Below are 24,506 nucleotides of genomic sequence, written 5' to 3'. Positions count from 1 at the left end.
TTGCCGTCAAGGAGCGGCGTCCGGTGCGTGCTCTCGGCGTGCCGGCCGGAAGCCCTCGTACTGGGTGTACTTGGGTTTTCGGCCGGTGCGGCGAGAGTGGGTGCCGGGCGTCGCGACGGGCGAAGGTTGCCTGACGCGGCACTAGGATGCGGGCAGCCGCGCCGGCGGCCAGCGGCTGGGCGGCGGGGCCGCGGACGTCGGGTTCCAGGCCGTAGGCCCAGCCGCCGCCGGGGGCGCAGTGGGCGTCCAGGGCGGCGAGGACGCCGACCGGGTCGGGGGCGGGGCCGAAGTGGTGGGCGAAGCGCCGCTGTTCGAGGACGCGGCCGGCCGTCCACAGGTAGGTAGCGGCCCGTTCGATCATGCTGTCGTCGATCCATGCCATGCCCCGACGGTAGGCCGTCGGAGCACGGCCGGCGCCGAGCGGACCGGCCCGCCGGGGAAGTCGGCGGAAAAAGTTCGGCGGGCACCGATGAGTCCGGTCGGCGGGGCCCGTCCACCCTTGTGAGGACGCACCGGGACGACACACCGGGACGACAGACCGAACGCACCTGTGGAGCGAACACCATGACCACCCCCGTCAAGGGCCCGGCCAGCTACTTCCCGTCGATCGAGCAGAAGTACGGCCGGCCGATCGCCGAGTGGCAGCAGCTGATCGCCGAATCGCCGCTGAGCAAGCACATGGAGCTGGTGGCCTGGCTGAAGGCCGAGCACGGCCTGGGCCACGGCCACGCCAACGCGCTCGTCGCGCACACCCTGGCCACCACCGGGAAGGGCAACTGAGATGACCGACTTCATGATCTCCGCCGACGGCACCGCGCTCGCCTACGAGGCGGTCGGCGAGGGCCCGGCCCTGGTGGTCGTGGACGGCGCGCTGTGCCGGATGGAGTTCGGCCCCTCGGCCGGGCTGTCTGCCCAACTCGCGGACGACTACCGGGTGTTCCACTACGACCGGCGCGGCCGGGGCGGGAGCGGGGCGGGCGGCCCGTACGCGGTGGAGCGGGAGGTGGAGGACCTGGCGGCGGTGATCGCGGCGGCCGGCGGCGCCGCGACGGTGCTGGGCCTGTCCTCCGGCGCGGCGCTGACGCTGCGGGCCGCGGGGGCGGGCGTCGGGGTGTCCCGGGTGGTGGCGTACGAGCCGCCGTTCAGCACCTCGGAGGAGCAGCGCGCCGCGTTCGAGGACTACCGGGCGGGAGTCGAACAGGACGTCGCCGCTGGGGAGTTCGGCGCTGCGGTGGCCCGGTTCATGGCCTTCGTCGGGTCGCCCGCGCCGATGCTGGAGCAGCTCCGGCAGTCGCCGGTGTGGCCGCTCTTCGAGGCGGTGGCGCCGACCCTGGTGCACGACGCGGACGTGTTGGACGGGGCGGAGGGCGCGCCGGTGCCGGTGGAGCGGCTGGCGGCGCTGGACGTGCCGGTGCTGGTGCTGGACGGCGGGCTCAGCCCGCGACTGCTGCGCGATGCGGCGGCCGCGGCGGCGGCCGCGGTGCCCGGGGCGGAGTACCGGACGCTGGCGGGCCAGACCCACGAGGTCGACCCCGGGGTGCTGGCCGCCGAGCTGCGGGCCTGGCCGGCCTGACGACGCGGCCCGACGGTGCGCTCCGACGCGGCGGCCCGACGCGTCCTCAGCCCTGCCGGCCGCCCCCGGCCAGGCGGCGCAGCAGGGTGCTGAGCGCGGGGCCGTCGAGGGCGGGTTCGCCGGTGGCGGCGCGGGCGAAGAAGGCACGGTCGACCGCTTCGACGGCGGGGATCGCGGTGCGGGCGAGGTCGATGCCGCGCGGGGTGATCCGCAGGCGGCGGGACCGGGTGTCCTCGGGGTCGGTGGTGCGGTCGAGCAGGCCCTTGGCCTCCAGCTTGCGGACCACCTGGGAGGTGGTCCGCACGTCGGTGCCGGCCTGCCGGGAGAGTTCCTGCTGGTTGGGCGCCTTGCCCTGCTCGTTGAGCCACCAGGCGCAGGAGAGCAGGACGAACTGCGGGTGCGTCAGGTCGAGCGGGGCGAGCGCGGCGGTGACCTCGCGCTGCCAGCGCAGGGTGGTGTGCCACAGCCAGAAGCCGGGGCTGTTCGCCGGGCCGTCGGTCAGTCCGTCCATGGGAGCCACCCTCTCACGCGCCGTCAGGCGTCCCGGTCGTCCTGCCCGTCCCGCCCGGCCCGCCCGGCCCGCCCGGCGCGTGCGGCCCGCCCGGCCCGCCCGGCCCGCTCGGCGTGCGCGAGCAGGCCGGCCATCGCCGCCGGGAAGTCCTCGGTGATCATCGGCCCGAGTTCGGGGGCGAGCCGCCCGGCCTCCGGGCCGTCGATCTCCAGGCGGTGCACCACCCGGGTGCCGCCGCACGGGAGTTCGGTGAGGGTGTGCGAGAAGCGCAGGGTGACGCCGCCGAACTCGGTCGCGTCGGCGTAGGCGCGGTCCTCCTCGATCCGGGTGATGACGGAGACGATCGGGTCCTGGCCGGTGGGCGTCATGGTGACGGTGCCGCCGACCTCGAACGGGCCGTCCAGGGCGACGGACTCCATCGAGGTGTCCCAGTCGGTCCAGCGGTCGAGGTCGGCGAGCACGGCCCAGACGGCGTGCGGCGCGGCGGTGGTCTCGGCGGTGTGCTCGTGCTCCCACATGGCGGGTCCCCTCGTTCGGCGGTGCGCTCCGATTTGCTCTATGCAGAGATTATCTATGAACAGAGCATCTGGCAAGGAGCGCTCCCGCACGCCGTCACCCCCACGGGGAAAGGCGCTGCACCGCGTTCTGCGGCTTTGCTACCGTCGGGACACATTCCACCCTTGGCAGTACCGAGGAGAGCAGACTCCGATGCATGATGCCCGCGTCCTGATCGACCTGGGGGACGAAGCCGTCCGGCTTCTCGCACGTCGCGGCTACCGGCTGGACCTGTCCGCGCTGGAGTCGCTGCAGTCCCGCCGCAACAGCGGCATCCAGGCCGGCGACGAGCTGCGGGCCCGCGCCAAGCAGGTCGCCCAGGAGGTGCAGCGCACCGCCAAGCAGGGCGGCGACGTCACCGAGCTGAAGGAGACCGCCCGTGCGCTCAAGGAGCAGGTGCAGCAGAACGAGGCCGAGCTGGAGCAGGTCCAGCAGGAGCTGACCGACCTGCTGCTGACCATCCCGAACCTGCCCTCGGACGACGCCCCCGACGGCTTCTCCGACGCGGACGCCCGCGAGGTGCACCGGGTCGGCGAGGTGCCGCGCTTCGACTTCGCGCCGAAGGACCACGTCGACCTCGGCGAGGCCATGGGCATCATGGACTTCGGCCGGGCCACCAAGCTCTCCGGCTCGCGGTTCAGCGTGCTGCGCGGCGCGGGCGCGGCCCTGGAGCGGGCGATCACCGCCCTGCTGCTGGACCTGCACACCCGCCGGCACGGGTACGTCGAGCACGCGGTGCCGTACCTGGTGAACCGCCGCACCATGACCGGCACCGGGCAGCTGCCGAAGTTCGAGGAGGACCTGTTCCGGACGGGCGTCGCCGACCGCGACCTGTTCCTGATCCCGACCGCCGAGGTCCCGCTCACCAACCTGTACGCGGACGAGATCGTGCCGCCCGCCGAGCTGCCGCTGGCGCTCACCGCGCACACCCCGTGCTTCCGCTCGGAGGCCGGCTCGTACGGACGCGACACCCGCGGGCTGATCCGGCTGCACCAGTTCTCCAAGGTCGAGATGGTCCGGATCTGCGCGCCCGAGCAGGCCCGGGAGCAGATGCTGCTGATGGTCCAGCACGCCGAGACCTGCCTGCAGGAGCTCGAACTCGCCTACCGCGTCGTCACGTTGGCGGCCGGCGACACCGGATTCTCGGCGCGGCTGACGTACGACCTGGAGGTCTGGCTGCCCAGCCAGGACACCTATCGGGAGATCTCCTCGGTCTCGGACTTCGGCACCTTCCAGGGCCGCCGGGCCGGCATCCGGACCCGCGACGAGAACGGGAAGCCGACCCCGGCCGCCACCGTCAACGGCTCCGGCCTGCCGCTGGGCCGCACCATCGCGGCCGTCCTGGAGCAGCACCAGCAGGCCGACGGCTCGGTGCTGCTGCCCAAGGCGCTGCGCCCGTACCTGGGCTTCGCCCGGATCGCCGCCGACGGCACCCCCGCGGACGAGTAGCCGAGGCGTAGGAACCGCCCGCCCGGGAAGGCGTGCGGCGACCCCCGACCGGGGCCGCCGTGCGCCTTCGTGCTGTCGGCGGTCCGGACGGGCGGGATCGCTGACGGAGCGTTACCTTCGGGGCATGGGAGTGGCGGTGCGGACGAAATGGCTGGCGCGGGCCTCGATCGGCTGCGGCCTGGCGGCGGTCGCGCTGCTGGCCGCGGGCGCGGGGCTGCGCGGGGCGCTGGTGGTGGCGGTCGGGCTGGTGGCGCTGGTGCTGATGGGCGCCGGTGCCTGGTGGGCGCTGTCGCGGCGCGGGCCGCTGCGCTGGCTGGGCGTGCTGCTGGCGGTGGCCGCGCCGGTCGCGGCCGTGGTGCTGTACATCAGCGCCGGGACGTGGCCGTGGGTGCTCAGCGCGGTGGCGCTCTGGGCGGCCGGGCTGGCACTGGCCCGCGCGGCGCTGCGGGCGGCCGGACCGCCCCGGCCGATGCCGGAGCGCGAGGTCGACCCGCCGCGCAAACCGGTGCTGATCATGAACCCGAAGTCGGGCGGCGGCAAGGTCGAGAAGTTCGACCTGGCCGCGAAGGCCCGGGCGCTCGGCGCCGAGGTGGTGCTGCTCGACCCGACGGAGCACCAGGACGTGGCCGCGCTGGCCGAACGGGCCGTCGCCGAGGGCGCGGACCTGCTCGGCGTGGCGGGCGGCGACGGAACCCAGGCACTGGTGGCCCAGGTCGCGGCCCGGCACGGGCTGCCGTTCCTGGTGGTCTCGGCCGGCACCCGCAACCACTTCGCGCTCGACCTCGGCCTGGACCGCGCCGACCCCGCCCGCTGCCTGGACGCGCTCACCGACGGCGTCGAACTCCGGGTCGACCTCGGCGAGGTGGACGGCCGGGCCTTCGTCAACAACGTCTCCTTCGGGACGTACGCGGAGATCGTGCAGAACCCCGAGTACCGGGACGCCAAGACCTCCACCGTGCTCACCATGCTGCCGGACCTGCTGGTCGGCTACGCGGGCGCGAAGCTCGCCGCCGAGACCGCCGGGGAGCGGCTGGAGCAGCCGCAGGCCGTCCTGGTCAGCAACAACCCGTACGACGCGGGCGACCTGCTCGACCCCGGCCGCCGCTCCCGGATGGACCGGGGCCGACTGGGCGTGCTCGGGATCCGGGTCGACGGCGCGGCGCAGGCCGCCGACCTGGCCCTGCGGGGGACGAGCGCCGAGGCGGTGCGCCTGCTGATCGGCCGCGAGGTGGTGGTGACGGCCGACCTGCCGCGGATCCCGGTCGCGGTGGACGGCGAGGCGCTGGAACTGGACGTCCCGGTGCGGTGCGTGATCCACCCCGGGGCGCTGCGGGTCCGGGTGCCCCGGGACCGCCCCGGCACGGTGCAGCCCGCGCCGCCCGTGAAGTGGAGTCGACTGGCCCGGCTGGCGGCCAACGGAGGAGCACAGCGGTGAAGAACTGGACGCAGTGGGTGCGGGACGGCCGGGAGACGGTGGCCGACCTGTCGGCCATAGACCTCGCGGTGTACACGGCCGTGGCGGCCACGCCCACCCCGACCCTGGACGCGAACCTGCGGCGGCTGTCCACGGCCGCCAACCACTCGAAGATCTCGATCGCGATCGCCTGCGGGCTGGCCCTGGTGCCGGGGCGGCCGCGGCGGGCCGCGCTGCTCGGCCTGGGCTCGGTGGCGCTGGCCTCGGCCAGCGCCAACCTGCTCGGCAAGCGGCTGGCCCGGCGGGCCCGCCCCGACCGGGTGGCCGGCAAGGTCCCCGAGGCCCGGCACGTCCCGATGCCCGCCTCGGCCTCCTTCCCCTCCGGCCACACCGCCTCCGCGTTCGCCTTCGCCACCGGCGTCTCCGCCCAACTCCCCTGGGCTGCCGCCCCCTTGGGCGCGCTCGCGCTCTCCGTCGGCTACTCCCGGGTGCACACCGGCGTCCACTACCCGGGCGACGTGCTGGCCGGGGCCTTCCTCGGCACCGTCGCCGGCAGCCTGGTCGCCGGCCTGGAGGAGTGGCGCCCCGACCTCTTCCGCTGACGTTCCGTCACTTCAGTGCTGCCACCGCTTGGTTGAGGGTGACGACGTTGACGCCGGGCTGTCCGAGGAAGCCGAGCGAGCGGCTGTCGGTGTGCTTGGCGATCAGCTGCTTCAGCGTGTCGGTGGACAGGCCGCGTTCCTTCGCGACCCGGGCAACCTGCTCCTTCGCATAGGCGACGGAGATGTGCGGGTCGAGGCCGGAGCCGGAGGCGGTGAGCGCGTCGGCGGGGACGCTCGCCGGGTCGACGCCGTCGAAGGCGGCGACGGCGGCCCGGCGGTCGTTGACGGCCTGGGTCAGCTTCTCGTCGTTGGGGCCGAGGTTGGAGGCGCCGGAGGCTTTCGGGTCGTAGCCGCCCGCGGAGGGGCGGGGCTGGAAGAACTTCGGGTCCGGCCGGGCCTGTTCGTCGGCGTTGTTCGGGTCCTGCTTGGGGAGGTTGTAGTTCTGGCCGAGCAGGCTGGATCCGACCTCCTTGCCGTCGGACCTCACGATCGAGCCGTTGGCCTTGTCGGCGAGGGCGAGTTGGCCGATGCCGGTGACCAGCAGCGGGTAGGCAACGCCGAGGATCACGGTCAGCACCAGCAGCATCCGCAGGGCGGTGAGGTGGGTGCGCAGAACGGTGGGCATGATGGCCTCTCTCAGCTCAGGCCGGGAATGCTGAGCTGACTAACTGCGTGGACGACCAGGTCGATCGCCTTGATGCCGATGAACGGCACGATCAGGCCGCCGATGCCGTAGATCCCGATGTTCCGGGCCAGCAGCGAACCGGCGTCGGTGGGGCGGTACTTGACGCCGCGCAGGGCGAGCGGGATCAGGCCGACGATGACCAGGGCGTTGAAGACGATCGCCGAGGTGATCGCGGAGGTCGGGCTGTGCAGGCCCATGATGTTGAGGTGGCGCAGGCCCGGGTAGACGCCCGCGAACATCGCCGGGATGATCGCGAAGTACTTGGCGACGTCGTTGGCGATCGAGAAGGTCGTCAACGCGCCCCGGGTGATCAGGAGTTGCTTGCCGATCTCGACGATCTCGATCAGCTTGGTGGGGTTGGAGTCGAGGTCGACCATGTTGCCGGCCTCCTTGGCCGCCATGGTGCCGGTGTTCATCGCCACGCCGACGTCGGCCTGGGCGAGGGCGGGGGCGTCGTTGGTGCCGTCGCCGGTCATCGCGACCAGCTTGCCGCCCTCCTGCTCCTTCCTGATCAGGGCCATCTTGTCCTCGGGGGTGGCCTCGGCGAGGAAGTCGTCCACGCCCGCCTCCTCCGCGATCGCCTTGGCGGTCAGCGGGTTGTCGCCCGTGATCATCACGGTCCTGATGCCCATCCGGCGCAGCTCGTCGAAGCGCTCGCGCATGCCCTCCTTGACCACGTCCTTGAGGTGGATGACGCCCAGCACCCGGGCCGCTCCCCCGTCCTGCCGGTCCGCCACCACCAGCGGGGTGCCGCCGGCCGCCGAGATGCCGTCGACCAGCTCGGCGACGTCCGCACCGACCGAACCGCCGTTCTCCGTCACCCAGTTGGCGACCGAGGCGGCCGCACCCTTGCGGACCTCGCGGCCGTCCACGTCGACGCCGGACATCCGGGTCTGGGCGGTGAACGGCACCCAGGTGGCGTGCGCCAACTCGCCCTGGGCGCGGGCCCGCAGGCCGTACCCGGTCTTGGCGAGGACGACGATGGAGCGGCCCTCGGGGGTCTCGTCCGCGAGCGAGGAGAGCTGGGCGGCGTCGGCCAGTTCGGCCACGGTGACGCCGGTGGCGGGCCGGAACTCGGCGGCCTGCCGGTTGCCGAGTGTGATGGTGCCGGTCTTGTCGAGCAGCAGGGTGTTCACGTCGCCCGCCGCCTCGACCGCGCGGCCGGACATGGCCAGCACGTTGCGCTGCACCAGCCGGTCCATGCCCGCGATGCCGATCGCCGAGAGCAGGGCGCCGATGGTGGTCGGGATGAGCGCCACGATCAGCGCGACCAGCACGATCATCGACTGCGGGGCACCCGCATAGGTGGCCATCGGCTGCAGGGTGACCACCGCGATCAGGAACACGATCGTCAGCGACGCCAGCAGGATGTTCAGCGCGATCTCGTTCGGCGTCTTCTGCCGGGCCGCGCCCTCCACCAGGGCGATCATCCGGTCGATGAAGGTCTTGCCGGGCTCCGAGGAGATCCTGACGACGATCCGGTCGGAGAGGACCTTGGTGCCGCCGGTCACCGCGCTGCGGTCGCCGCCGGACTCGCGGATCACCGGCGCGGACTCGCCCGTGATCGCCGACTCGTCCACCGACGCGACGCCCTCGACGACATCGCCGTCACCGGGGATGACCTGCCCGGCCTCGACCACCACGTGGTCGCCCAACCGCAGTGCGGTGCCCGGGACTTCCTCCTCGGCCCGCGAGGCGGGCCAGTCGGTGAGGCGGCGGGCCACCGACTCGGTCCTGGCCTTGCGCAGGGTGTCGGCCTGCGCCTTGCCGCGGCCCTCGGCGACGGCCTCGGCCAGGTTGGCGAAGACCGTGGTCAGCCAGAGCCAGACGGTGATCGCCCAGGCGAACACGCTCGGGTCGGCGATCGCGGCGACCGTGGTGACGACCGAGCCGACCTCGACCACGAACATCACCGGGTTCTTCACCATCACCCGGGGGTCGAGCTTGCGCACCGCGTCCGGCAGCGCGGCCAGCAGCAGTTTCGGGTCGAGCAGGCCACCGGCGGACCGGGGCGGCGGAGCCGGTTGCGGGGCCGCGGGTCCGGCCGGGTCGGCGGGTTCAAGGGTGCTGGTGGACATCAGTGGAGACCTTCTGCGATCGGCCCGAGGGCCAGGGCCGGGAAGTAGGTGAGGCCGACGACGATCAGGATCACGCCGGACAGCAGGCCGACGAACAGCGGCTTGTGGGTGGGCAGCGTGCCCGCGCTCGCCGGGACCGGCTGCTGCCGGGCCAGCGAACCCGCCAGCGCCAGCACGAACACCATCGGCAGGAACCGGCCGAACACCATCGCCAGGCCCAGCGCCGTGTCGTACCAGTCGGTGTTCACCGTGATGCCCGCGAACGCCGAACCGTTGTTGTTCGCCGCCGAGGTGAACGCGTACAGCACCTCGGAGAAGCCGTGCGCACCGGAGTTGAGCATCCCGGCCCGCTCGCCCGGCAGCGCCGTCGCGGTGCCCGCGCCGATCAGCACGATCGCGGGGGTGGTGAGGATGTAGAGGGAGGCGAACTTCATCTCCCGGCCGCCGAGCTTCTTGCCCAGGTACTCCGGGGTCCGGCCGACCATCAAGCCCGCCACGAACACCGCGACGACCGCCAGGATCAGCATGCCGTAGAGGCCCGAGCCAGTGCCGCCGGGCGCGATCTCGCCCAGCATCATGTTGAAAACCGTGAGCCCGCCGCCGAACGGCGTGAACGAGTCGTGGAAGGAGTTCACCGCACCGGTCGAGGTCAGCGTCGTCGAGGCCGCGAACAGCGAACTGGCCGCGACGCCGAAGCGCTGCTCCTTGCCCTCCATCGCCGCACCGGCCGCCTGCAGGGCACTGCCGGCGTGCTGCGCCTCGAAGAAGGTGATCAGCGCGGCCGAGGCCGCCCAGAACAGGCCCATCACGGCGACGATCGCGTAGCCCTGGCGGTGGTCGCCGACCATCCTGCCGAAGGTGCGCGGCAGGGCGAACGGGATCACCAGCAGCAGGAAGATCTCCAGCCAGTTGCTGAAACCGGTCGGGTTCTCGAACGGGTGGGCCGAGTTGGCGTTGAAGAAGCCGCCGCCGTTGGTGCCCAGGAGCTTGATCACCTCCTGCGAGGCCACCGGCCCGCCCGGTATCGACTGGGTGTCGCCACCGAGGGTGGTCACCTCGTGGAAGCCGTGGAAGTTCTGCACCACGCCGCTCGCCACCAGCACCAGGGCGAAGACGACCGACAGCGGCAGCAGCAGCCGCAGCGAGATCCGGGTCAGGTCGACCCAGAAGTTGCCGACCCGGTCGGTCCGGTTGCGGGTGAAGCCCCGGATCAGCGCCGCCATGACGGCGATGCCGACGGCGGCGGAGACGAAGTTCTGCACCGCCAGGCCGGCCATCTGCGCCAGGTGGCCCATCGCGGCCTCGCCGCTGTAGGACTGCCAGTTGGTGTTGGTGGTGAACGAGATCGCGGTGTTCCAGACCTGGTGCGCCTCCATCTCCGGCACGCCCAGGGACAGCAGCAGGTGGGTCTGGAGGCGGATCAGCCCGTACAGGAACAGCACCGACAGCGCGGAGAACGCCAGCACCGACCGCAGGTAGACCGGCCACCGCTGGTCGGCGTCCCCGTCGACGCCGACCACCTTGTACAGGGCCTTCTCGGCTCTCAGGTGCTTCGCGGAGGTGAGCAGGTGGGCGAGGTGGTCGCCCAGCGGGCGGTAGCACAGGGCCAGCGCGCCGACCAGGGCGAGCGCCTGCGACCACCCGGCAAGAGTGTCGCCCATGTCAGAACTTCTCCGGGTGGATCAGCGCGAGCACGAGGTACCCGACGAGTGCGGCGGCGACGAGGAGACCCACGACGTTCTCGGTGGTCACAGCTTCTCCACCCCCCGCGCGATCAGGGCGATGACGGCGAACACGGCGACCGTGACACCGACGTAGAGCAGGTCTGACATGGCATCCACCAAGGTGGTTCGGAACCGGCGCCGACGAGGATTACGCCGACACCTCCGACCCAACCAGCGCTCCCACCCGCCCCCGCGCTCCCTGACGCCCCCCATACGGCCGCCCCCACGACCTTGACGCCCCTTTGACACCCCGCGCGCCGGTCCGCGTTCGGTAGCCTCGTGGAACGAGGAGAGGAGCCAACCCATGAGTCAGGCCTGGTCCGAACCGACCGAGCTCATCCCCCGGCCCGAGCAGACCCCGACCGCCCTCAAGGCTGCCCTCTCCGTGGTCGCGCCCGAGCGGCTCCCGGAGATGGTCGACGGGCAGACCGGCGCCATGGCCGAGGCCATCGCCAGCGGCAGCGTGCAGCCGATCCGCTCGTTCGTCGCGCACTGGGCGGCCGTCGTGGAGATCGAACGCCACCCGGCGACCGCCCGGGAGTACCACCGCGCCAACTACCTCGCCAACCACGCCGAATCGGTCGAGGACTGCCGCCGACACGCCCGCACCGTCGCCGAGTTGTACCGCACCGCCCACGCGGCGGTGAACGGGTGAGCTGGAGCTGGGAGTACCTCCCGGACGCCGCTCACGTCACCGCCGGGATGCCGGCGGACTTCCTCGCCGCCGTCGCACTGCGGGCAGACGAACTCGTCCGCGCCGCCGAAGCCCTCTACCTGGACGGAACCACCTATCAAGGCCGGTGAGCCCATGCGGTACTCCGACGTGGCCGGGGGCATGCTCGTCCACTACGGCGTTCCCCGCTTGGAGCTGGTGGTCGTCTGCCAGCTCACCGCGCCGCTCAAGGGCTGACGCGCCGCGCGCGGTCAGGCGGTGGCGGCCAGGGTGGTGAGGGTCTCGCCGAGGGGGCGGTCCAGGCGGACGGTGGCGAGGGCGTCGCCCCGGGTGGTGCCGCGGGTGACGATGGCGACCGGCTTGCCGGTCTTCGCGGCGTGGCGGACGAAGCGCAGGCCGGACATCACGGCGAGGGAGGAGCCGAGGACCAGCAGGGCGCGGCCCTCGTCGACCAGGCGGTAGCAGAGTTCGACCCGGGGCTTGGGAACGCTCTCGCCGAAGAAGACCACGTCGGGCTTGAGGACGCCGCCGCAGGCGGTGCAGGGGGCGACGGCGAAGGACTCGACCAGGGCGTCGGGGAGTTCGACGTCGCCGTCCGGGTTGATCCGCGAACCGGCGTCCCGGAAGACCGGGTTGAGGGCGGCCAGCCGGACGTCCAGCTCGGCGCGGGGGGTGCGGGCGCCGCAGTCCAGGCAGACCACCCGGTCCAGGCCGCCGTGCAGTTCGACGGCGTCCGGGGTGCCGGCGGCGCGGTGCAGGCCGTCCACGTTCTGGGTGATCACCGCGGAGATCCGGCCCGCCGTCCGCAGCCGGGCCACCGCGAGGTGCCCCGCGTTCGGGCGGGCCCCGGCGATCACGCCCCGGCCCGCGTGGCTGCGCGCCCAGTAGCGGCGCCGGGCCGGCTCCCCCGCCACGAACTCCTGGTACGTCATCGGGGCCCGGTTCCGCCGCACCCCGTCCGGCCCCCGGTAGTCCGGGATGCCCGACTCGGTGGACAGCCCGGCCCCGCTCAGCACCACCACCCCGCCGCCGTCCAGCAGCCGGGCCACCGCGGCCAGTCCGTCCTCGTGCGCAGTCATGCCCCCATTGTCCCGCTGTCCCGCCGTCCCGCGCCGGACGTGCCGGACGTGCCGGACGTGCCGGACGTGCCGGACGTGCCGGACGCGCAACGGCCCGGGCGGTGCCCCCACGCACCCACCCGGGCCGCCCCGGTCGCGGGAAGTTCCGGCCCCCACAGCCCGAACTCCCGCCGTCTCCTTTGTACTTCCGTCGGCCGCCGGCGCAGAAGCCGTGTGCCGATCTTTCCTACCGGCGGTTCCGGCCCGCCCCGCCGAGCAGCGCCCCGAGCAGGGCCGCGCCCGCGAGGAGCACGAACCGCCCGGACTCCGGCAGCCATCCGTCCCAACCGAGAGCGGCGTACCGGTGTTCCGTGCAGCCGTTGTGGAACAGCCAGGCCGCCAGACCGAGGAACGGGGCCGCGACCGGCCGGGAGCGCGCGCCGAGCGCCCAGCAGCCCGCCGCGTAGGCGGCGAGGCCGAACCAGCCGCCGTGCGCCTCCCCGAGCAGCGCCAGGACGGCCGCCAGCGCGGCGGCCCCGGACAGCGCGAGGGCCGCCGAGAGCCCGGTCGGCAGCCGCTCCGGGGTCATCCGCGCCCGCCGACCAGCTCGCGCAGCTCCGCGTCCACCCGGCGGGCCGTCAACCCGCCCAGCGCCGAGGCGAGTTCGGGTCGCGGCACCACCAGCACCGGGCAGCTCGCCCGACGCAGGCAGCGCGCCCCGACCGCCCCGCGCAGGCCGCGCCGCAGCCAGGAGCCGGACGGGCCGAGGACCAGCAGGTCACCGGGGCGGTCCGCCGCAGCGAGCAGGGTGGCGACGGTCTCGCCGCGCACCGTGCGGGCGGTGCAGGCCACCCCGGGGTGGGCACCGCCGAACGCCGCCCCGATCGCCCCGGCGAGCCGTTCCGCCGCGGCCTCCCGGACCGCGGACAGCAGCGGCGGGCAGGGCGAGCGGCGGTACCCGAACTCGCCGCCGGGCGGCTCCCAGGCGTGCAGGGCCAGCACCTCGCCGCCCGACCGCCGCGCCTCGGCCACCGCCCGGTGCAGCGCGGCCAGGCTGCCGAGCGAGCCGCTCACCCCGACCACGACCCGCATCCGCTCCGCCATCACGTCCTCCGTCCAGGTCCGCACGGGCCCCGGCCTTCCGGTCGCCGGGGCCCGCAACACACCCAGCACACCCCCGGAACCGCTCCCCGAGCGCTTCCTTGACGCCTACCTGACGCCGGACGCCGCTTTCCGCACACACCCTTGACGCCCGCCCCCGGCACCACCCCCGACTGCGCGAATGGCCGCTTAGTCCCCACCCCGACACACCCCTCCTCATATGATCGGAGCGACATGCGTCATCCTTGGTGGTGAAGTAGCACTGCCCAGACACCAGCAGGAGGAAGCTCGTGGACGACGTTCTGCGGCGCGCCGCGCTGTTCGCGGCACTCGACGACGACCAGGCTGCCGAGCTCCGCGCTTCCATGACCGAGGTGACGCTCGCCCGCGGCGAGTCGCTGTTCCACGAGGGCGACCCCGGCGACCGGCTGTACGTCGTGGTCGAGGGCAAGGTCAAGCTGCACCGGGCCTCGCCCGACGGCCGCGAGAACATGCTCGCCGTGCTCGGCCCCTCCGAGATGATCGGCGAGCTCTCGCTCTTCGACCCGGGCCCGCGCACCGCGACCGCCACCGCGCTCACCGAGGTCAAGCTGCTCGGCCTCGGCCACGGCGACCTGCTGCCGCTGCTGCACGCCCGCCCCGAGGTCTCGATCGCCCTGCTGCGCGCGATCGCCCGCCGCCTGCGCCGCACCAACGACGTGATGTCCGACCTGGTCTTCTCCGACGTCCCCGGACGCGTGGCCAAGGCCCTGCTCGACCTCTCCCGCCGCTTCGGCGTCCCCTCCGAGGAGGGCATCCACGTCGCCCACGACCTCACCCAGGAGGAGCTGGCCCAGCTGGTCGGTGCCTCCCGCGAGACGGTCAACAAGGCGCTCGCCGACTTCGCCGGCCGCGGCTGGCTCAAGCTGGAGGCCCGCGCCGTCGTCCTGCTCGACGTCGAACGGCTCTCCCGCCGCTCGCGCTAGGCGCGGAGGCACGCAGCAAGAGGCCACGAGGAACGGCAGGTCACTGCCCTCCCCGTGGCCTCTTCGGCGTGCGGGCCCCGGCCGTCGGCCGTCAGATCAGGCCGTGGTCCTCCAGGTACATCAGCTGGGCGCGGACCGAGAGTTCCGCCGCCGGCCAGAGCGCGGGGTCGACGTCCGCGTAGACCCGGGCGACGACCTGCTCCGCGGTGCGGCAGCCGGCCTCGACCGCCGTCTCGACCTGGGCCAGCCGGGAGGCGCGGTGCGCCAGGTAGTAGTCGACGGCGCCGAGGGCGTCCGCGAGGACCGGGCCGTGGCCGGGCAGCACGGTGCGGACGCCGTGCTCGGCGGCCATCGCGTGCAGGCGGCGCAACGAGTCCAGGTAGTCGCCGAGCCGCCCGTCGGGGTGCGCGACCATCGTGGTGCCGCGGCCCAGCACGGTGTCGCCGGTGAGGATCGCGCCGTCGGCGGGCAGGTGGAAGGTCAGCGAGTCCGCGGTGTGCCCGGGCGTGGCGACCACCCGCAGGTCCAGGCCGCCGACGTCGATCCGCTGGCCGCCGCGCAGGCCCTCCTCGCCGAGGCGGTGCGCCGGGTCGAGCGCCCGGACGGCGGTGCCGGTCAGCTCGGCGAACCGGGCCGCGCCCTCCGCGTGGTCGGCGTGCCCGTGGGTGAGCAGGGTGAGGGCGATCCGCTTGCCCTGCTGCTCGGCGGTGCTGACGACCCGTCGCAGGTGGGTCTCGTCGAGCGGGCCCGGGTCGACCACCACGGCGAGGTCGGAGCCGGGCTCGGAGAGCAGCCAGGTGTTGGTGCCGTCCAGCGTCATCGCGGACGGGTTGGGCGCCAGCACGCACTGGGCACGCGGGGTGGCGACCCCGCCGACGGTGTCGGCGGGGTCCCCGGGAAGCAGACCGCTCATGCGCCCGCCTCGCCGGCGCTCGGCCGGCGCTTCGCGCACGCGCACCTCAGGAGGGTGAGCCCACTCCGTTCGCTCACGCGGCGTCCGCCTCGGCCCGACTCAGCCGCCGCGACGGCAGCGACCGGAGCAGCGGCCGGGTCAGCTCGCGGACCAGGGTGCGGGAGGTCTCCCCGGACGCGGAGCCGTCGCAGGCGGCGGCGCGCGGGGTGACGGTGCGGGCGGGCATGGCCGAGGTCCGGCGAGCCACGTCGTTGTGGGTCATCGGAGGTCTCCTTCCGGGGTCTTCGGGATGGTGTTCGCGGGGTGTCGGGGCGTGCCCCGGCAGGGGGAAGGATCGGGGCCGGAGCGGTCCGGCCGATCGTTCCGGGGGTAGGTTCTCACGCCGGAAAGACTCCGTCGATAGTCAGCTCGTCATACCCTGACCAGCGCACTGTCATGCGATCGCCGTCGACCTCGGCCCGTCCGAGCACCGGTTCCACCTTCCGGTCCGCGGCCGCGCCCAGCGCCTCGGCGGGGGTCCGCACCGGGAGCAGCTCGCGCAGCACCGTGACGGTCGGCGGCAGCATTCCGAACTCGCCCGCGGCGAAGCCCGCGACGGCCGCGGCGGGCGTCAGCCAGGCCACCCGGTCGGCCTCGCCCACCGTGTCGGCGGCGGCCTGGCCGGGCGGCAGCGCGGCGACGAAGAACCAGGTGTCGAAGCGGCGCTCCTCGAACTCCGGGGTGACCCAGCGGGCCCAGGCCACCAGCAGGTCGCTGCGCAGCACCAGCCGGTGCTCCGTCAGGAACTCGGCCAGCGACAGCTCGTGGGACTCCAGCGCGGCCCGCTCGGCCGCCCAGTCCCGGGGCTCGACCAGCGTCCGGCCGTCCGGCCCGGCCAGCAGCACCCCGGCCTCCTCGAAGGTCTCCCGGACGGCGGCGCACACCACCGCGCAGGCGGTGGCCTCGTCCACCCCCAGCCGCTCGGCCCACTCGGCGGTCGACGGACCGGCCCACGGCGGGCGCACCTCGCGGTCGCGCGGGTCGACCCCGCCACCGGGGTAGGCGTACATGCCGCCGGCGAAGGCCATCGTGCTGCGGCGGCGCAGCAGGTACGCCTCCGGACCGGCCGCGCCCTCGCGCAGCAGCACCACGGTGGCGGACGGCCTGGCCGGGGGCGGGACCAGCTCGCCGGTGGTCAGGGCGCGGATTCGGGCGGGCCAGGAAGGCGGCATCTGCGGCATGCCCACGGATGTTAACGGCCGTTCGCCCGCACCGGAACCACCGCCCGGACCGCGCCCGCGGAGGCCACATCGGCGGGCCCGCGAAGGGCCGCGGCGCGCGCGAAGGGCCCGTCACCGCGAACGGCGACGGGCCCTCGGAAGTGTCGGGAGGTCAGTCCCGGACCCGGACCATCAGCTCGACCTCGACCGGGGCGTCCAGCGGCAGCACGGCCACGCCGACCGCGCTGCGGGCGTGCACGCCCTGCTCGCCGAAGACCTGGCCCAGCAGCTCGCTGGTGCCGTTGACCACGGCGGGCTGGCCGGTGAAGTCGGGGGCGGAGGCGACGAAGCCGACCACCTTGACCACCTGCTCGACCTGGTCCAGGTCACCGACCACGGACTTGATCGCGGCCAGCGCGTTCAGCGCGCAGACCCGGGCCAGCTCCTTCGCCTCCTCGGGGGTGACCTCGGCGCCGACCTTGCCGGTCAGCTGGAGCTTCCCGGCGACCATCGGCAGCTGGCCGGAGGTCATCACGTAGTGGCCGGTACGCAGCGCCGGAACGTACGCGGCGACCGGGACGGCGACCTCGGGCAGCGTCAGCCCGAGCTCGGCGAGCTTCTGCTCGACCTGGCCCACGACTACTCCTTCTCCCGCTTCAGGTACGCGACGAGCTGCTCCGGGTTCGGCCCGGGGACGACCTGGACGAGCTCCCAGCCGTCCTGGCCCCAGGTGTCGAGGATCTGCTTGGTCGCGTGCACGAGGAGCGGCACGGTGACGTATTCCCACTTGGTCATGGGGGTGACTCTAGCCGCCCGCGCCGGTGTGAGGTGGCGCACAAAGCGGGCATGATTCGCCGGGGTCGCCGGGATGCTCCCGGCATCCGGCCCGCGCGCTGGTTACCCTCGCGGTGAGGGGTGCCCCGGGGCGCCCCGCGAGCAGCGGCGGACAACCACCGGCAGCGACGGACGGAGAACGGGCGTGGCGGGCAGCAGCGGCACGGCGGAGCCGACCGGGCAGGCGTCGCCGCCGGACCCGGACTGGGAGGGCGTCCGGCTGCACGTGGTCAGCGGCAAGGGCGGCACCGGCAAGACCACGCTGGCCGCCGCGCTGGCGCTGGCGCTGGCCGCCGAGGGCGGCCGGGTGCTGCTGATCGAGGTGGAGGGCCGGCAGGGCATCGCCGAGCTGTTCCGGATCGCCGCGCTGCCCTACGAGGAGCGCCGGATCGCCACCGTGACGCCGGCTCAGCTCGGACTGCCGGGCAAGGGCCACGGCGAGGTGCACGCGCTGGCGATCGACACCGAGCAGGCGCTGCTGGAGTACCTGGAGATGTTCTACAAGCTGGGCCTGGCCGGGAAGGCCCTGCAGAAGGTCGGCTTCGTCGACTTCGCCACCACCATCGCCCCGGGCGTCCGGGACGTGCTGCTCACCGGCAAGGCCTGCGAGGCGGCCCGCCGCAAGGGTTCGGACGGGCGGCGGCGCTACGACGCGGTGGTGATGGACGCCCCGCCGACCGGCCGGCTGACCCGCTTCCTGAACGTCAACTCCGAGGTGGCCGGCCTGGCCCGGATCGGCCCGATCCACACCCAGGCGCAGGCCGTGATGCGGGTGCTGCGCTCGCCGGAGACAGCCGTGCACTTCACCACCCTGCTGGAGGAGATGCCGGTGCAGGAGACGGTGGACGGGATCGCCGAACTGCGCGAGGCCGGCCTGCCGGTCGGCGGCGTGCTGGTCAACATGGTGCGCCCGCCGATACTGGACGCGGCGGCGGTCGCGGCGGCGGACGGCGACCACCGCGAGGCGGTGGCGGCGGCCCTCGGCGAGGCCGGGCTGGGCGGGCGCTCGCGCAAGCCGGAGACGGTGCGGGCCACCGTCGAACCGCTGCTCGACCCGCTGCTGGAGCAGGCCCGGGAGCACGCCGAACGGGTCGAACTGGAGCGCGCCCAGCGCGTCGACCTCCAGCAACTGCGGCTCCCCACCTACGAGTTGCCGCTGCTGGGCGAGGGCGTGGACCTGGCCGGGCTGTACCGGCTGGCGGGCGAGCTGAAGCGGCAGGGCGCGGCGTGACGACAGGGAGCGGCATGACGGCGGGCAAGGGCAGGACTGCGGCCGGGGACCGGACCGCGGTCGAGGGGACGGCCGGGCTGGACGTCGACACGCTGATCGACGACCCGGCGACCCGGATCGTGGTGTGCTGCGGCTCCGGCGGCGTCGGCAAGACCACCACCGCCGCGGCGATCGGCCTGCGGGCCGCCGAGCGCGGCCGCCGGGTCGTGGTGCTGACCATCGACCCGGCCCGCCGGCTGGCCCAGTCGATGGGCCTGACCGAGCTGGACAACACCCCGCGGGTGGTGAAGGGCACCGCCGGCACGGGCGAACTCCAGGCGATGATGCTGGACATGAAGCGGACCTTCGACGAGGTCGTGCTGGCCCACGCGGAGCCCGAGCGGGCCAGGGCGATCATGGAGAACCCGTTCTACCAGGCGCTCTCGGCCGGGTTCGCGGGCACCCAGGAGTACATGGCGATGGAGAAGCTCGGCCAGCTCCGGGCCGAGGACCGCTGGGACCTGATCGTCGTCGACACCCCGCCGTCCCGCTCCGCGCTGGACTTCCTGGACGCCCCCAGCCGACTCGGCTCCTTCCTGGACGGCCGGGTGATCCGGCTGCTGACCGCCCCGGCGAAGGTCGGCGGGCGGTCCGCGATGAAGTTCCTGAACGTCGGCATGGGGATGCTCACCGGCACCCTCGGGAAGATCTTCGGCGCCCAACTGCTCACCGACGTCCAGACGTTCGTCTCCGCGATGGACTCGATGTTCGGCGGGTTCCGGGAGCGCGCCGACCGCACCTACCAGCTGCTGAAGGCCGAGGGCACCGCGTTCCTGGTGGTCGCCGCCCCCGAGCGGGATGCGCTGCGGGAGGCCGCCTACTTCGTCGACCGGCTCGCCGCGGACGAGATGCCGCTGGCCGGACTGGTGCTCAACCGGGTCCACTCCACCGGTGCCCCGCAGCTCACCCCGGAGCGCGCGCTGGCCGCCGCCGAGGCACTGGAGGAGAACGGCACCCACTCCGCGGGCGTCGAGGCCGAGACCCTGGCCGCCGGACTGCTCCGGCTGCACGCCGAACGGATGCAGGTCATGGCGCGGGAACGGCGCACCCGCGACCGCTTCGTCTCGGTCTACCCGGACGTGCCGATCGTCGAGGTGCCCGCGCTGCCCGGAGACGTCCACGACCTGGACGGCCTGCGGGCCATCGGCGACCGGCTCGGCTCCCCCACCGAGCGCACCGACGACCCACCCACCGCCACGGCCCTGAACACCGACCGCCCGAACAGCGAGCAGCAGAAGGCAGATTGACGGAGCGTCAGCCCGCCTGGGCGTAGTCCCGGAGGATCACCCCGGTCGCCAGCGACTCCTCGTACTCGGTGCGCGCGGTCTCCAGCAGCCGGCGCCAGGAGCCGACCGTCGGCCGACGGCGCAGCAGCGCCCGCCGCTCGCGCTCGGTCATCCCGCCCCAGACGCCGAACTCGACCCGGTTGTCGAGCGCGTCCGCGAGGCACTCCGTCCGCACGGGGCAGCCGCTGCACACCGCCTTGGCGCGGTTCTGCGCCGCCCCCTGCACAAACAGTTCATCCGGATCGCTCGTGCGGCAGGCCGCCAGTGCGCTCCAGTCGTCCACCCAGCCCATTCCGGCGCCGTCCTCTCCCGATTCGGGGCTCCCCCACGGCGGCAACGGCATATTCACCGCTGCCAGTTGAGGACGTTACGGAAGAACGGCACGGCGCAACAGCCCCTGTATGCCCAATCTCGAATGACCCGATCGGACTATGGGTGTCCAACAGCTCACTCGTTGGAGTGATCGCAGGTCGGGGGCCTTGCCGGGGGCGAATGGTGCGCTTTCGTCACGGTGTGCCACGACAGCCCGCCGTGCACACGCCCGCAAAGTGGTCACAATGCGGCGAAACGGACAAAGCTCATCACTCACAAGAGTGATGACGATGCACAGAACGAAGCTGTCGCAGTTCTGTGACAAGGGTAGGCGAACACCTGCCCCCCTGTACGGGATTCCGCGACGTAGGGTTCTCCCCATGGCACCTTCCCGATCCACGGACTCGCTACTGGACAAGGCGGGGCTCGGCGTCAAGCTCCTGGGCGGCTCCGTACTGGCCGGCGTCCTGGTCGCCGGAATGGCCCTGCCCGCCGTCGGCGCCTTCGGCCTGACCGCCAAGGACACCGCGGAGTCGTTCGACAACATCCCCGACGACTTCAAGACGCCCACCCTGTCCCAGGCGTCGATGATCTACGACGCCAAGGGCGGTCTGATCGCGAAGGTCTACGACCGCGACCGCACCATCCTGACCGCCGAGCAGATGGGCCCGGTCATCCGCCACGCCCAGGTGGACATCGAGGACGCCCGGTTCTACGAGCACGGCGCGGTCGACCTCAAGGGCGTGCTGCGCGCCGCCACCAAGAACGCCGAGGCCGGCACCGCCGCCCAGGGCGCCTCCACGCTCACCCAGCAGTACGTGAAGAACGTCTTCGTCGAGCAGGCCGGCGACGACCAGACCGCGTTCCTGGAAGCCACCAAGAAGAGCCTCGGCCGCAAGATCCAGGAACTCAAGTACGCCATCAAGCTGGAAGAGGACCTGAGCAAGGACCAGATCCTCACCAACTACCTGAACATCACGTTCTACGGCCACCAGGCGTACGGCATCGAGGCCGCCTCGAACCGCTACTTCGGCAAGAGCGCCAAGGACCTCACCATCGCCGAGGCCGCGATGCTGGCCGGCCTGGTGCAGAACCCCACCTCGTACGACCCGATCGCCCACCCGCAGGCGGCGCAGACCCGCCGCAACACGGTGATCAACAAGATGCTGGAGTTCAAGCACATCTCGCCGGAGGACGCCAAGGCCGCGCTCGCCGCCCCGCTCGGCATCAAGTACTCCGAGCCGCAGAACGGCTGCATCACCGCGCAGAACGGCATGGGCTTCTTCTGCGACTACGTGCGCCACGTGATCAAGCAGGACCCGGCGTTCGGCAAGACCGCGGCGGAGCGGAAGAAGCTCTGGTCCCAGGGTGGTCTGAAGGTCTACACCACGATCGACCCGGACAAGCAGCGCGCCATGTACGACGCCGTCACCAAGAAGGTCTTCGTCAACGACCCGGTCTCGGCCGCCGGCACCATGGTCAAGCCCGGCACCGGCGAGATCCTCGCGATGGCGCAGACCCGCCCGTACGGCCTGGACGAGAGCAAGAAGCAGACCGTCCTCAACCTGAACGTCGGCGCCGCGATGGGCGGCGGCAACGGCTTCTCCCCCGGCTCGAACTTCAAGCCGATCATGGCGGCGGCGGCGCTGGAGAACGGGACTCCGATCACCCAGGAGTTCCCCTCGCCGAACAAGATGGACTACCCCCGGATGTCGACCTGCACCGGCTCGACGTACGACCCCGGCAAGTCGCTGACCAACGAGAGCCCGGACGAGAAGGGCCCGTACAGCCTGCAGGTCGCCATGCAGAAGTCGGTCAACACCTACTTCATCCAGCTGGAGGAGCAGGTCGGCCTCTGCCCGATGAAGCAGATGTCCGACAAGCTCGGCCTCGGCACGCTGGCCAGCGGCAATCCGCTCCAGGAGGTCGCCTCCATGGTGCTCGGCACCCAGGAGGTCAGCCCGCTGCAGATGGCCACCGCGTACGCGGCGTTCGCCGCCCGCGGCCTCTACTGCGCGCCGGTCGCCCTGACCTCGGTGATCGCCTCGGACGGCAAGAAGCTCGACGTGCCGAAGGCCAACTGCAACCAGGCGATGTCCCAGACCACCGCGGACGGCGTCAACACCCTGCTGCTCGGCGTGACCGAGAAGGGCACCGGCTCCGCCCTCGGCCTGGACGACGGCCGCCAGATCGCCGGCAAGACCGGCACCACCGACGAACGCTACGCGGCCTGGTTCACCGGCTACACCCCCGAGCTCTCCACCTCGGTCTGGATGGGCGGCGTCGGCGGCAACGTCTCGATGAAGAAGATCACCATCGGCGGCAAGTACCGCACCGCGGTCTACGGCGCCGACGGCCCCGGCCCGATCTGGCAGCAGGCGATGAACAGCGCCCTGGACGGCACGCCCGTCACCCGCTTCCAGACCGTCAACATCCCGGCCCCGCAGCCCACCGCCCCGCCCACCGACGGCGCGACCCCGCCGACCTCCGGCGACAACGCCCAGGGCGGCAACGGCTGGCCGATCGGCGGCGGCAACAATGGCGGCTTCACCATCCCGCCCGGCATCATCGGCGGCAACAACGGCGGCAAGCCCGGCCACCGCTGACGGTCCGTCACCGCACGCGACGAAGCCGCCCGCCCCGGAGGAAATCCCCTCCGGGGCGGGCGGCTTCTCCGCGTTTCGTCCGGCTCGCCCGACGGGGCGTCAGCCGGCCAGCGCGGCCTTCACCGCGGCGGCCACCCGGCCGCCGTCCGCCCGGCCCTCGACCTGCGGGCGGACCAGCTTCATCACGGCGCCCATGGCCTGCGGGCCGCTCGCCCCGGACTCCGCCACCGCGGCGGCCACGATCCCGGCCAGCTCCTCGTCCGTCAGCTGCTGCGGCAGGTAGGCGTCCAGCAGCACGCCCTCGGCACGCTCCCGCGCGGCCTGCTCGGCCCGACCGGCGCCCTCGAAGGCCTCCGCGGCCTCGCGGCGCTTCTTCGCCTCCTTGCCGATCACCTGCAGCACCTCGGCGTCGGACAGCTCCTTCTTCTGCTTGCCCGACACCTCCGCGCTGGTGACGGCGGACAGCGTCAGCCTGATGGTCGACGAGCGCAGCTCGTCGCGTGCCTTGATCGCAGCCGTGAGGTCCTCCTGCAGCTGCTCCTTGAGCGTCGTCATGCCGCCGATTCTGGCACCTGGCCCGACCGGACGCCGCTCCTTTACCGTCCGACCGCCGCCCGGCCTCCCCCACCACCCGTCCGCCCCGGCCCTCCCCCGGGCCCGTCCGGACGGTCTGAGACCATGGACCGATGCGACCGCTGTACTCCGTCCCGCTCGGTGTCGCCGCCACCGGTGCCGCCTGTCTCGTCTACGCCGCCGGGTACGAGGTGCGCTCGTTCCGCCTCCGCCGGGTCGAGGTCCCGGTGCTGCCCGCCGGGGCACGGCCGATCCGGGTCCTCCAGGTGTCCGACATCCACATGGTCATCGGGCAGGAGAAGAAGCGGCGCTGGCTGCAGAACCTCGCCGGGCTCCGCCCCGACCTGGTGGTGAACACCGGCGACAACCTCTCCGACCCGCTGGGCGTGCCCGCCGTGCTGGACGCGCTCGGGCCGCTGATGGAGTTCCCCGGCGTCTACGTCTTCGGCTCCAACGACTACTACGGGCCCACCCCGAAGAGCCCCACCCGCTACCTGAAGGCCCTGCGCACCGGGGCCCACGGCACCAACAACCGCGACGGCTCCGGCCGCCGGGGCATCACCGGTGCCGTCCACAACCCGTGGCAGAAGCTCCGCGACGGCTTCGACCAGGCCGGCTGGCTCGACCTCAACAACGCCCGCGGCCGCCTCACCGTCGCCGGCCTCGACCTCGCCTTCACCGGGCTCGACGACCCGCACATCCGCCACGACGACTACGCCGCGGTGGCCGGCGGCCCCGACCCGGACGCCGACCTCTCGCTCGCCGTCGTCCACGCGCCCTACCTGCGCTCGCTGGACGCCTTCACCGCCGACGGCTACCCGCTGATCCTGGCCGGCCACACCCACGGCGGCCAGCTCTGCATCCCCTTCTACGGTGCCCTCGTCACCAACTGCGACCTGGACACCGACCGCGTGAAGGGCCTCTCCACCCACACCGCCGCCGGCCGCCGCTCCCACCTCCACGTCTCCGCCGGCTGCGGCACCAACCGCTACACCCCCGTCCGCTTCGCCTGCCCCCCCGAAGCCACCCTCCTCACCCTCACCCCGACCAGCCACTAAACCGGATTTCGTCTCCGGCCCCACCTCCTGTAGAGTTCTACTCGTTGCGCCGGACACGGAGAGCAAC

At 73.1% G+C, this 24,506-nt stretch carries 28 protein-coding genes and 1 pseudogene; 12 read left to right on the top strand and 17 right to left on the bottom strand.

Annotated elements, in window-relative coordinates:
* Positions 1-382, bottom strand: a pseudogene (locus ACIOHG_RS36615) (hypothetical protein); the annotation flags it as partial.
* Between the two features lie 182 nt (positions 383-564).
* Here ACIOHG_RS36615 and ACIOHG_RS36610 point away from each other — a divergent pair.
* Entirely contained in the window at positions 565-780 is a 216-nt protein-coding gene (locus ACIOHG_RS36610) for a DUF4287 domain-containing protein (protein ID WP_400957716.1), read from the top strand.
* Between the two features lies 1 nt (position 781).
* Positions 782-1,573, top strand: coding sequence for an alpha/beta fold hydrolase (locus ACIOHG_RS36605; protein WP_400957713.1), 792 nt, complete (start codon positions 782-784; stop codon positions 1,571-1,573).
* Positions 1,574-1,619: 46 nt separating this feature from the next.
* Here ACIOHG_RS36605 and ACIOHG_RS36600 read toward each other — a convergent pair whose 3' ends face one another.
* The gene (locus tag ACIOHG_RS36600) at positions 1,620-2,084 is read right to left on the bottom strand and encodes a MarR family winged helix-turn-helix transcriptional regulator (protein WP_400957710.1); all 465 of its coding nucleotides are present in this window, start codon (positions 2,082-2,084) and stop codon (positions 1,620-1,622) included.
* A 23-nt stretch (positions 2,085-2,107) separates the two neighbouring features.
* Positions 2,108-2,602: an SRPBCC family protein gene (locus ACIOHG_RS36595; protein WP_400957707.1), complete on the bottom strand. Its 495-nt coding sequence runs from the start codon at positions 2,600-2,602 to the stop codon at positions 2,108-2,110.
* Between the two features lie 190 nt (positions 2,603-2,792).
* Between ACIOHG_RS36595 and serS the strand changes: the two genes are divergently transcribed.
* From serS to ACIOHG_RS36580, 3 genes are all read left to right on the top strand, one after another.
* Positions 2,793-4,088 carry a serine--tRNA ligase gene (gene serS, locus ACIOHG_RS36590; protein ID WP_400957705.1) on the top strand — a complete coding sequence of 432 codons (1,296 nt, stop codon included), beginning with the start codon at positions 2,793-2,795 and terminating at the stop codon, positions 4,086-4,088.
* Between the two features lie 124 nt (positions 4,089-4,212).
* The gene (locus tag ACIOHG_RS36585) at positions 4,213-5,523 is read left to right on the top strand and encodes a diacylglycerol/lipid kinase family protein (protein ID WP_400957702.1); all 1,311 of its coding nucleotides are present in this window, start codon (positions 4,213-4,215) and stop codon (positions 5,521-5,523) included.
* Positions 5,520-6,104, top strand: coding sequence for a phosphatase PAP2 family protein (locus ACIOHG_RS36580; protein WP_400957699.1), 585 nt, complete (start codon positions 5,520-5,522; stop codon positions 6,102-6,104). The genes ACIOHG_RS36585 and ACIOHG_RS36580 overlap by 4 nt, the downstream gene beginning before the upstream one ends.
* A gap of 7 nt (positions 6,105-6,111) precedes the next feature.
* Here the strand turns inward: ACIOHG_RS36580 and kdpC are convergent, their stop codons facing one another.
* The 4 genes from kdpC to kdpF are packed head-to-tail and all read right to left on the bottom strand — an operon-like array spanning position 6,112 to position 10,619.
* The gene (kdpC, locus tag ACIOHG_RS36575; RefSeq protein WP_400957697.1) at positions 6,112-6,729 is read right to left on the bottom strand and encodes a K(+)-transporting ATPase subunit C; all 618 of its coding nucleotides are present in this window, start codon (positions 6,727-6,729) and stop codon (positions 6,112-6,114) included.
* Positions 6,730-6,740: 11 nt separating this feature from the next.
* Positions 6,741-8,867: a potassium-transporting ATPase subunit KdpB gene (gene kdpB / locus ACIOHG_RS36570; protein ID WP_400957695.1), complete on the bottom strand. Its 2,127-nt coding sequence runs from the start codon at positions 8,865-8,867 to the stop codon at positions 6,741-6,743.
* A complete protein-coding gene (gene kdpA / locus ACIOHG_RS36565) occupies positions 8,867-10,528 on the bottom strand; it encodes a potassium-transporting ATPase subunit KdpA (protein WP_400957693.1) in 1,662 nt (553 codons plus the stop codon). Before kdpA ends, kdpB begins: the two co-directional genes overlap by 1 nt.
* Before the next feature lies 1 nt (position 10,529).
* Positions 10,530-10,619 carry a K(+)-transporting ATPase subunit F gene (gene kdpF / locus ACIOHG_RS36560; RefSeq protein ID WP_400957691.1) on the bottom strand — a complete coding sequence of 30 codons (90 nt, stop codon included), beginning with the start codon at positions 10,617-10,619 and terminating at the stop codon, positions 10,530-10,532.
* Between the two features lie 276 nt (positions 10,620-10,895).
* Here kdpF and ACIOHG_RS36555 point away from each other — a divergent pair, with 276 nt between their 5' ends.
* Together ACIOHG_RS36555 and ACIOHG_RS36550 are read left to right on the top strand one after the other, a co-directional pair.
* Positions 10,896-11,246 carry a hypothetical protein gene (locus ACIOHG_RS36555; protein ID WP_400957688.1) on the top strand — a complete coding sequence of 117 codons (351 nt, stop codon included), beginning with the start codon at positions 10,896-10,898 and terminating at the stop codon, positions 11,244-11,246.
* Positions 11,243-11,395 carry a hypothetical protein gene (locus tag ACIOHG_RS36550; protein ID WP_400957686.1) on the top strand — a complete coding sequence of 51 codons (153 nt, stop codon included), beginning with the start codon at positions 11,243-11,245 and terminating at the stop codon, positions 11,393-11,395. The genes ACIOHG_RS36555 and ACIOHG_RS36550 overlap by 4 nt, the downstream gene beginning before the upstream one ends.
* 120 nt (positions 11,396-11,515) lie before the next feature.
* Here ACIOHG_RS36550 and ACIOHG_RS36545 read toward each other — a convergent pair whose 3' ends face one another.
* The 3 genes from ACIOHG_RS36545 to ACIOHG_RS36535 all read right to left on the bottom strand — a co-directional run bounded on the left by ACIOHG_RS36545 (position 11,516) and on the right by ACIOHG_RS36535 (position 13,450).
* Positions 11,516-12,343 (bottom strand): NAD-dependent protein deacetylase, encoded by an 828-nt coding sequence (locus tag ACIOHG_RS36545; RefSeq protein ID WP_400957684.1) that lies wholly within the window; start codon positions 12,341-12,343, stop codon positions 11,516-11,518.
* 226 nt (positions 12,344-12,569) lie between these two features.
* Positions 12,570-12,911, bottom strand: coding sequence for a hypothetical protein (locus ACIOHG_RS36540; protein ID WP_400957682.1), 342 nt, complete (start codon positions 12,909-12,911; stop codon positions 12,570-12,572).
* Positions 12,908-13,450, bottom strand: a complete 543-nt coding sequence (locus tag ACIOHG_RS36535) for a universal stress protein (protein ID WP_400957679.1) — start codon at positions 13,448-13,450, stop codon at positions 12,908-12,910. Before ACIOHG_RS36535 ends, ACIOHG_RS36540 begins: the two co-directional genes overlap by 4 nt.
* Before the next feature lie 263 nt (positions 13,451-13,713).
* On the opposite strand from ACIOHG_RS36535, the gene ACIOHG_RS36530 reads away from it, so the two are divergent.
* The gene (locus ACIOHG_RS36530) at positions 13,714-14,388 is read left to right on the top strand and encodes a Crp/Fnr family transcriptional regulator (protein WP_400957677.1); all 675 of its coding nucleotides are present in this window, start codon (positions 13,714-13,716) and stop codon (positions 14,386-14,388) included.
* Between the two features lie 91 nt (positions 14,389-14,479).
* Here ACIOHG_RS36530 and ACIOHG_RS36525 read toward each other — a convergent pair whose 3' ends face one another.
* From ACIOHG_RS36525 to ACIOHG_RS36505, 5 genes are all read right to left on the bottom strand, one after another.
* Positions 14,480-15,301 (bottom strand): MBL fold metallo-hydrolase, encoded by an 822-nt coding sequence (locus ACIOHG_RS36525; RefSeq protein ID WP_400957674.1) that lies wholly within the window; start codon positions 15,299-15,301, stop codon positions 14,480-14,482.
* A 73-nt stretch (positions 15,302-15,374) separates the two neighbouring features.
* Positions 15,375-15,563, bottom strand: coding sequence for a hypothetical protein (locus ACIOHG_RS36520; protein WP_400957672.1), 189 nt, complete (start codon positions 15,561-15,563; stop codon positions 15,375-15,377).
* A gap of 115 nt (positions 15,564-15,678) precedes the next feature.
* Positions 15,679-16,521, bottom strand: a complete 843-nt coding sequence (locus ACIOHG_RS36515) for an NUDIX hydrolase (protein WP_400957670.1) — start codon at positions 16,519-16,521, stop codon at positions 15,679-15,681.
* A gap of 151 nt (positions 16,522-16,672) precedes the next feature.
* Positions 16,673-17,137: a RidA family protein gene (locus ACIOHG_RS36510; protein WP_400957667.1), complete on the bottom strand. Its 465-nt coding sequence runs from the start codon at positions 17,135-17,137 to the stop codon at positions 16,673-16,675.
* 2 nt (positions 17,138-17,139) lie between these two features.
* The gene (locus ACIOHG_RS36505; RefSeq protein ID WP_014136749.1) at positions 17,140-17,295 is read right to left on the bottom strand and encodes a DUF4177 domain-containing protein; all 156 of its coding nucleotides are present in this window, start codon (positions 17,293-17,295) and stop codon (positions 17,140-17,142) included.
* A gap of 259 nt (positions 17,296-17,554) precedes the next feature.
* On the opposite strand from ACIOHG_RS36505, the gene ACIOHG_RS36500 reads away from it, so the two are divergent.
* Both ACIOHG_RS36500 and ACIOHG_RS36495 read left to right on the top strand, forming a co-directional pair.
* Entirely contained in the window at positions 17,555-18,565 is a 1,011-nt protein-coding gene (locus tag ACIOHG_RS36500; RefSeq protein WP_400957725.1) for an ArsA-related P-loop ATPase, read from the top strand.
* 14 nt (positions 18,566-18,579) lie between these two features.
* Complete coding sequence (locus ACIOHG_RS36495; RefSeq protein ID WP_400957665.1) at positions 18,580-19,851, top strand: ArsA family ATPase; 1,272 nt, start codon at positions 18,580-18,582, stop codon at positions 19,849-19,851.
* A 7-nt stretch (positions 19,852-19,858) separates the two neighbouring features.
* On the opposite strand, the gene ACIOHG_RS36490 is transcribed toward ACIOHG_RS36495, so the two are convergent.
* The gene (locus tag ACIOHG_RS36490) at positions 19,859-20,182 is read right to left on the bottom strand and encodes a WhiB family transcriptional regulator (protein WP_400707385.1); all 324 of its coding nucleotides are present in this window, start codon (positions 20,180-20,182) and stop codon (positions 19,859-19,861) included.
* A gap of 400 nt (positions 20,183-20,582) precedes the next feature.
* Between ACIOHG_RS36490 and ACIOHG_RS36485 the strand changes: the two genes are divergently transcribed.
* Positions 20,583-22,808 (top strand): transglycosylase domain-containing protein, encoded by a 2,226-nt coding sequence (locus ACIOHG_RS36485; protein ID WP_400957663.1) that lies wholly within the window; start codon positions 20,583-20,585, stop codon positions 22,806-22,808.
* Between the two features lie 99 nt (positions 22,809-22,907).
* Here the strand turns inward: ACIOHG_RS36485 and ACIOHG_RS36480 are convergent, their stop codons facing one another.
* Entirely contained in the window at positions 22,908-23,363 is a 456-nt protein-coding gene (locus ACIOHG_RS36480; protein WP_400957661.1) for a GatB/YqeY domain-containing protein, read from the bottom strand.
* Positions 23,364-23,494: 131 nt separating this feature from the next.
* Between ACIOHG_RS36480 and ACIOHG_RS36475 the strand changes: the two genes are divergently transcribed.
* Complete coding sequence (locus ACIOHG_RS36475; protein ID WP_400957659.1) at positions 23,495-24,439, top strand: metallophosphoesterase; 945 nt, start codon at positions 23,495-23,497, stop codon at positions 24,437-24,439.
* Positions 24,440-24,506: the final 67 nt, after the last annotated feature.

Origin of the sequence: Kitasatospora sp. NPDC088134 (assembly GCF_044741705.1) — a bacterium.
Taxonomy (GTDB): domain Bacteria; phylum Actinomycetota; class Actinomycetes; order Streptomycetales; family Streptomycetaceae; genus Kitasatospora.
The sequence above is the reverse complement of the archived record's forward strand: the minus strand, read 5'-3'. Positions and strand labels throughout refer to the sequence as shown.

Excerpts from the sequence above, each read along its gene's own strand:
- ACIOHG_RS36610 (WP_400957716.1), top strand. The coding sequence starts at position 565 with ATGACCACCCCCGTCAAGGGCCCGGCCAGCTACTTCCCGTCGATCGAG.
- ACIOHG_RS36605 (WP_400957713.1), top strand. The coding sequence starts at position 782 with ATGACCGACTTCATGATCTCCGCCGACGGCACCGCGCTCGCCTACGAG.
- ACIOHG_RS36600 (WP_400957710.1), bottom strand. The coding sequence starts at position 2,084 with ATGGACGGACTGACCGACGGCCCGGCGAACAGCCCCGGCTTCTGGCTG.
- ACIOHG_RS36595 (WP_400957707.1), bottom strand. The coding sequence starts at position 2,602 with ATGTGGGAGCACGAGCACACCGCCGAGACCACCGCCGCGCCGCACGCC.
- serS (WP_400957705.1), top strand. The coding sequence starts at position 2,793 with ATGCATGATGCCCGCGTCCTGATCGACCTGGGGGACGAAGCCGTCCGG.
- ACIOHG_RS36585 (WP_400957702.1), top strand. The coding sequence starts at position 4,213 with ATGGGAGTGGCGGTGCGGACGAAATGGCTGGCGCGGGCCTCGATCGGC.
- kdpC (WP_400957697.1), bottom strand. The coding sequence starts at position 6,729 with ATGCCCACCGTTCTGCGCACCCACCTCACCGCCCTGCGGATGCTGCTG.
- kdpB (WP_400957695.1), bottom strand. The coding sequence starts at position 8,867 with ATGTCCACCAGCACCCTTGAACCCGCCGACCCGGCCGGACCCGCGGCC.
- kdpA (WP_400957693.1), bottom strand. The coding sequence starts at position 10,528 with ATGGGCGACACTCTTGCCGGGTGGTCGCAGGCGCTCGCCCTGGTCGGC.
- ACIOHG_RS36555 (WP_400957688.1), top strand. The coding sequence starts at position 10,896 with ATGAGTCAGGCCTGGTCCGAACCGACCGAGCTCATCCCCCGGCCCGAG.
- ACIOHG_RS36545 (WP_400957684.1), bottom strand. The coding sequence starts at position 12,343 with ATGACTGCGCACGAGGACGGACTGGCCGCGGTGGCCCGGCTGCTGGAC.
- ACIOHG_RS36540 (WP_400957682.1), bottom strand. The coding sequence starts at position 12,911 with ATGACCCCGGAGCGGCTGCCGACCGGGCTCTCGGCGGCCCTCGCGCTG.
- ACIOHG_RS36525 (WP_400957674.1), bottom strand. The coding sequence starts at position 15,301 with ATGAGCGGTCTGCTTCCCGGGGACCCCGCCGACACCGTCGGCGGGGTC.
- ACIOHG_RS36520 (WP_400957672.1), bottom strand. The coding sequence starts at position 15,563 with ATGACCCACAACGACGTGGCTCGCCGGACCTCGGCCATGCCCGCCCGC.
- ACIOHG_RS36515 (WP_400957670.1), bottom strand. The coding sequence starts at position 16,521 with ATGCCGCAGATGCCGCCTTCCTGGCCCGCCCGAATCCGCGCCCTGACC.
- ACIOHG_RS36505 (WP_014136749.1), bottom strand. The coding sequence starts at position 17,295 with ATGACCAAGTGGGAATACGTCACCGTGCCGCTCCTCGTGCACGCGACC.
- ACIOHG_RS36495 (WP_400957665.1), top strand. The coding sequence starts at position 18,580 with ATGACGGCGGGCAAGGGCAGGACTGCGGCCGGGGACCGGACCGCGGTC.
- ACIOHG_RS36490 (WP_400707385.1), bottom strand. The coding sequence starts at position 20,182 with ATGGGCTGGGTGGACGACTGGAGCGCACTGGCGGCCTGCCGCACGAGC.
- ACIOHG_RS36485 (WP_400957663.1), top strand. The coding sequence starts at position 20,583 with ATGGCACCTTCCCGATCCACGGACTCGCTACTGGACAAGGCGGGGCTC.
- ACIOHG_RS36480 (WP_400957661.1), bottom strand. The coding sequence starts at position 23,363 with ATGACGACGCTCAAGGAGCAGCTGCAGGAGGACCTCACGGCTGCGATC.
- ACIOHG_RS36475 (WP_400957659.1), top strand. The coding sequence starts at position 23,495 with ATGCGACCGCTGTACTCCGTCCCGCTCGGTGTCGCCGCCACCGGTGCC.